General features: G+C 75.2%; 2 protein-coding genes. Both read left to right on the top strand.

All coding sequences use genetic code 11. The features are described 5' to 3' along the window. Positions 1-3 precede the first annotated feature (3 nt). Positions 4-5,226: a type I polyketide synthase gene (locus FHS37_RS38565; RefSeq protein ID WP_280528482.1), complete on the top strand. Its 5,223-nt coding sequence runs from the start codon at positions 4-6 to the stop codon at positions 5,224-5,226. A gap of 138 nt (positions 5,227-5,364) precedes the next feature. Beyond that, the coding region (locus FHS37_RS38560; RefSeq protein ID WP_184829969.1) for a polyketide synthase docking domain-containing protein at positions 5,365-5,588 on the top strand (224 nt) is incomplete at its 3' end.

Raw genomic sequence — 5,588 nt, 5'->3', positions numbered from 1 at the left:
CTCCTGGGCTCCCTCAAATCCAACCTCGGCCACGCCCAGGCAGCCGCCGGCGTCGGCGGCGTCATCAAAATGGTCATGGCCCTGCACCACGGCCAGCTCCCCGCCACCCTCAACATCACCAAACCCAGCGAACTGGTCGACTGGACCACCAGCGGCATCGAACTGCTCACCGAACCCCGCCCCTGGCCCACCCAGGAGAACAAGACCCGACACGCCGGCGTCTCCTCCTTCGGCATCAGCGGCACCAACGCCCACGTCATCCTCACCGAACCCCCCACCGAACCAGCCACGCCCGGGACCGACCCCGGGGACGACGTCTCCACCCCCTTGTGGGTGCTGTCCGGCCCCACCGAACCGGCGCTGCGCGCCCAGGCCGCGGCCCTCGTCGACGCGCTGGACACCCTCGACGACGTGTCCACCCGTGACCTCGGCCGCGCCCTGGCCACCACCCGTGCCTCCCTCGACCACCGGGCGGCCGTCACCGCCGAGGACCGTGCCGAGGCCGTCGCGGCGCTGGCCGCGCTCGGCCGCGGCGAACCGCACTCCGCCCTGACCCTCGGCACGGCACGTCCCGACGACGGCCTCGCCTACCTCTTCACCGGCCAGGGCAGCCAACGCGTCGGCATGGGAAGCGAGTTGTACGAGACCGAGCCGGTCTTCGCCGCCGCCCTCGACGCGGTGTGCCGTGAACTCGACGCCTGCCGCGGCTCCGTGCCCGGCACACCGCCGATCCGCGAGGTGATGTTCCACGACGCCGAGGCACTCGACCGGACCGAGAACACGCAGAGCGCCCTCTTCGCCCTCCAGGTGGCGCTGTTCCGCCTGCTGGAGCACCGGGGCCTGGCGCCGGACGCCGTGCTCGGCCACTCCATCGGCGAGTTCGCCGCCGCCCACGTCGCCGGGATCCTCACCCTGCCCGACGCCTGCGCCCTGGTCACCGCGCGCGGTCGGCTCATGCAGGCCCTGCCGCCCGGCGGGGCGATGACGGCCGTCCAGGCGTCGCAGGACGAGGTCCGCGCACTGCTGGAAGGCCGTGAGCACGAGGTGGGCGTCGCCGCCGTCAACGGCCCCACGGCCGTCGTCCTCTCCGGCGACGTCGAGGCCGTCGAACAGGTCGCCGCCACGCTGGCCGCCGCCGGCCGCAAGACGCGCCGGCTCGTCGTCAGTCACGCCTTCCACTCCCACCGCATGGACGGGATGCTCGACGCGTTCGCCGCCGTCACCGCGAGGATCCGGTACGCGGAGCCGCGCATCACCATGGTGTCCACCGTCACCGGCCGCCCCGTCGACGTCACCGCCGACTACTGGGTCCGGCAAGTGCGCCGGGAAGTACGGATGTCCGACGGTCTGGCCGCACTCCACGACCTCGGGATGCGTACCTTCCTCGAGCTCGGCCCGGACGGCGTGCTGTCGGCACTGGGCCGGGACTGCCTGGACGACGACGCGCTGGCGTTCGTCCCGGTGCTGCGCCGCGGCCGGTCCGAGCGCCGCACCCTGGCCACCGCACTCGGCGCCCTGCACGTCCGCGGCCGAAGCCCGGACTGGCACGCCGTGTTCGGACCGGGGCGGACGCCCGGCCTGCCCACGTACGCCTTCCAGCGGGAGCGCTACTGGCTGACCGCGCACGGCACCGAAGGGCCGGCCGGTCACCCGCTGCTCGGCCCCGCCGTCGAACTCGCCGAATCCGGGCAGACCGTGCTGACCGCCCGGCTCGGCCGCCGCACCCACCCCTGGCTCGCCGACCACGCCGTCCTCGGCTCGGTCCTGCTGCCCGGCACCGCCTTCCTCGAACTCGCCGTCCGCGCCGGCTCGCGGACCGGTACGCCGCGTGTCGCCGAACTCACCCTGGTCGCCCCCCTGGTGCTTCCCGAGGAAGGCCGCACCGAGGTGCAGGTCGTCGTGGCCGCGCCCGGCGACGACGGTCAGCGCGCGCTGACCGTGCACGCCCGCACCGAGACGCCGGACGGCACCACCGGGCCGTGGACCCTGCACGCCACCGGCACCCTCGCCCCGCACGACGGAGCCCCCACGACCGCCGCGGGCCGGGCCGCCGGGACCGAGCCCCTGCCCCTCGAGGGCCGCTACGACGAACTGGCCGCCGCGGGGTACGCCTACGGTCCGGCCTTCCGGGGCCTGCGCGCCGTGTGGCGGGACGGCGCGGACCTGCTCGCCGAGGTCGCTCTGCCGCCGTCCGTCACCGACGCCGCCTCCTACGGGCTGCACCCGGCGCTGCTCGACGCGGCCCTGCACCCGGTCGTCATGACCGCGCTGGACGACGGCGGCCGCCGTCTGCTGCCCTTCTCCTGGCGCGGCGTGACCGTCCACCGGCCCGGCGCCCGCACCGCCCGGGCCCTGGTCACCACCACCGGACCGGACGCGGTGTCGCTGACCCTGCTGGACGAGTCCCACGCGGTGATCGCCGAGGTCGAGGAGCTGGTCCTGCGCCCGGTGAGCGACGACGTGACCGTTCCGCGGTCGCTCCACCACCTGGTCTGGAAACCGGTCGCGGAGGGCCCGGAACCGTCCCCCTCGGCCGCCGCACTCGGCCCCGTCGACCTGGGCGTCGGCCCGGGGTACGCCGACCTCGCGGACCTGGGCCGGGCCCTCGACGCGGGGCTCCCCGCCCCCGCGGTGGTCCTCGCGCCGCTCGCGGACCCCGCGGACGGTGCGGCGGCCGGTACCGGGCCCGCCGTGCACCGCGCGCTCGCCCTGCTCCAGGCATGGCTGGCCGACGACCGGCTCGCCGACTCCCGGCTGGTGCTCGTCACCCGGGCGGCCGTGGCCACGGCGCCGGACGCCGACGTGGACCCCGACGGCGCGGCCGTATGGGGTCTGGCACGCTCGGCGCAGACCGAGAACCCCGGGCGGGTCGGGCTGCTGGACGTGGAGTCGGCGGCCGACTGCCGTACCGCACTGCCACTGATCGGCGCGGAGCCGCAGCTCGCGGTACGGGACGGGGCGCTGCTGGTGCCCAGGCTCGGCCGGGCGACGGCCGACGGTGCCCTGGTCCCCCCTGCCGGGGTGACCGCCTGGCGGCTGACGGTGCGCGACCGCGGGACCCTGGACCGCCTGGCGCTCGAGCCCTGTCCGGAGGCCCTGGCCCCGCTGGGCGACGGCGAGATACGCATCGCGGTGCGCGCCGCGGGCGTCAACTTCCGCGACGTGCTGAACACCCTCGGTCTCTACCCCGGCGACCCCGGTCCGCTCGGCCTCGAGGGGGCCGGGGTGGTCACCGAGGTCGGGCCCGGCGTCACCGGTCTCGGCGTCGGCGACCGGGTCATGGGCCTGTTCTCCGGGGCGTTCGGACCGGTGGCCGTCGCCGACCAGCGGCGTGTCGCCGCCATGCCCGCCGACTGGACGTACGCGCAGGCGGCGTCCGCCCCCATCGTGTTCCTGACCGCCTACCACGCCCTGGTCGACCTCGCCGGCCTGGCCGCGGGCGAGCGCGTCCTGATCCACGCCGCCGCGGGCGGCGTCGGTATGGCCGCCGTCCAACTGGCCCGGCACCTGGGGGCGGAGGTCTACGGAACGGCGGGCCCCGGCAAGTGGGACGCCCTGCGAGCCCTCGGCCTGGGCGGGGCGAACCTGGCGTCGTCCCGCACCCTGGACTTCGAGGCCGCGTTCGGCGCGGCCACCGAAGGCCGCGGCATGGACGTCGTGCTGAACTCCCTCGCCGGTGAGTTCGTGGACGCCTCCCTGAGGTTGCTGCCGCGCGGCGGCCGCTTCGTGGAGATGGGCAAGACCGACCTGCGCGACCCGGGACAGGTCGCGGCCGACCACCCCGGGGTGGACTACCGCTTCTTCGACCTGCTCCAGGAACCGGCCGAGCGGATCGCCGAACTGCTCACGACCGTCCTGCGGTTGCTGTCGTCGGGGGCGCTGACCCCGCTGCCGCTCAGCACCTGGGACGTCCGCCGGGCGCCGGAGGCGTTCCGCCACGTCAGCCAGGCCCGGCACGTCGGCAAGGTCGTCCTCACCCTGCCCGCGGCCCTCGACCCGGACGGGACGGTCCTGGTCACCGGCGCCACCGGTGCCCTCGGCGGACTGGTCGCGCGGCACCTGGTCGCCGAGCACGGTGCCCGCCGTCTGCTGCTGGTCAGCCGTCGCGGCCCCGACGCGCCGGGCGCCGGGGAACTCGCGGCGGAACTCACCGGGGCGGGCGCCGAGGTCGTCCTCGCCGCCTGTGACACCGCCGACCGCGACGCGCTCGCGCAGCTGCTGACCGGCGTACGGCTCACCGCCGTCGTCCACGCCGCGGGGGTGCTCGACGACGGCGTCGTCACCGCGCTCACCCCCGAGCGCCTCGACACGGTGCTCGCCGCCAAGGCCACCGCGGCCCGTCACCTGCACGAACTGACCGCGGACCAGGACCTCGCGGCCTTCGTCCTGTTCTCCTCCGTCATGGGCGTCATCGGCGGCGCCGGACAGGGCAACTACGCCGCCGCCAACGCCTACCTGGACGCCCTGGCACAGCACCGCAGGGCACAGCGCCTCCCCGCGCTCTCCCTGGCCTGGGGGATGTGGGCGGACACCGCGGGGAGGCCGGGCGCCGCCGGAATGGCGGGCGCCCTGTCCGAAGCCGACCGGGGGCGGATCGCCAGAACCGGCCTCTCGCCCATCGACCGGGCGGAGGGCCTGGCCCTGCTCGACGCGGCGCTGCGCGTGGACACCGCCGCGCTCGTGCCCGCATCCTTCGACCGTGCCGCGCTCGGGGCCTCGGGACCGCACCTGCCCGCCGTGTTGCGGGACCTGGCCCCGGCCGCACCGCGGCCGGCCCGGACGTCGACCACCGCCGCGTCCCCGACCGCCGGGACCCTGCGCGACCGGCTCGCCGCACTGAGCCCGGCCGAGCAGGAGGAACTGCTGCTGGATCTCGTCCGGGTGCAGACCGCGGCCGTACTCGGCCGGTCCTCCGCGGCCGGCATCCCCGCCGACCGGCCTTTCAAGGACATGGGCTGCGACTCGCTCACCCTCGTGGAACTGCGCAACAGGCTGCAGACCAGCGCTGATCTGCGGCTGCCCGCCACCTTCCTCTTCAACTGCCCGACGCCCCTGGCGGTCGTGGCCCACCTGCACACCGAGCTGGTCCCTGCCGCTGCGGAATCAGCCGACTCCACCGATTCGAACGCTGTACCCGGCCCGATCGCCGACGGTGACGATCTGACCGCACGGGTCCAGTCGGCGTCGGTCGACGAACTCCTCGCGTTCATCGACTCCGAACTCTGATCCGCTTCCGCGCCGACCGGACCCACGTCCTGCTCATCCCGTGCGCTCCGCGCGGCACGCCCGGGCACGTCTCCCGGGCGGCCGTGCGCGGGCCGCGCGCACGCACAGCTTCACGACGCCTACGGGGGCATCATCACCATGACAACCACGGACAACGACAAGCTGGTCGAATACCTCAAGCGCCTCACCGTCGACCTCCACCAGTCCCGTCAGCGGGTCCGCGAACTGGAGGAGGGCACCAACGATCCGATCGTGATCGTCGGTATCGGGTGCCGTTTCCCGGGCGGGGTGGACTCGCCCGAGGCGCTGTGGCGGGTGGTCGCCGAGCAGCGCGACGTGATCTCGGGCTTCCCGGCCGACCG

It is taken from the genome of Streptomyces griseomycini (assembly GCF_014203535.1).
Lineage (GTDB): Bacteria > Actinomycetota > Actinomycetes > Streptomycetales > Streptomycetaceae > Streptomyces > Streptomyces griseomycini.
This window is presented reverse-complemented; position numbering and strand designations above follow the sequence as displayed.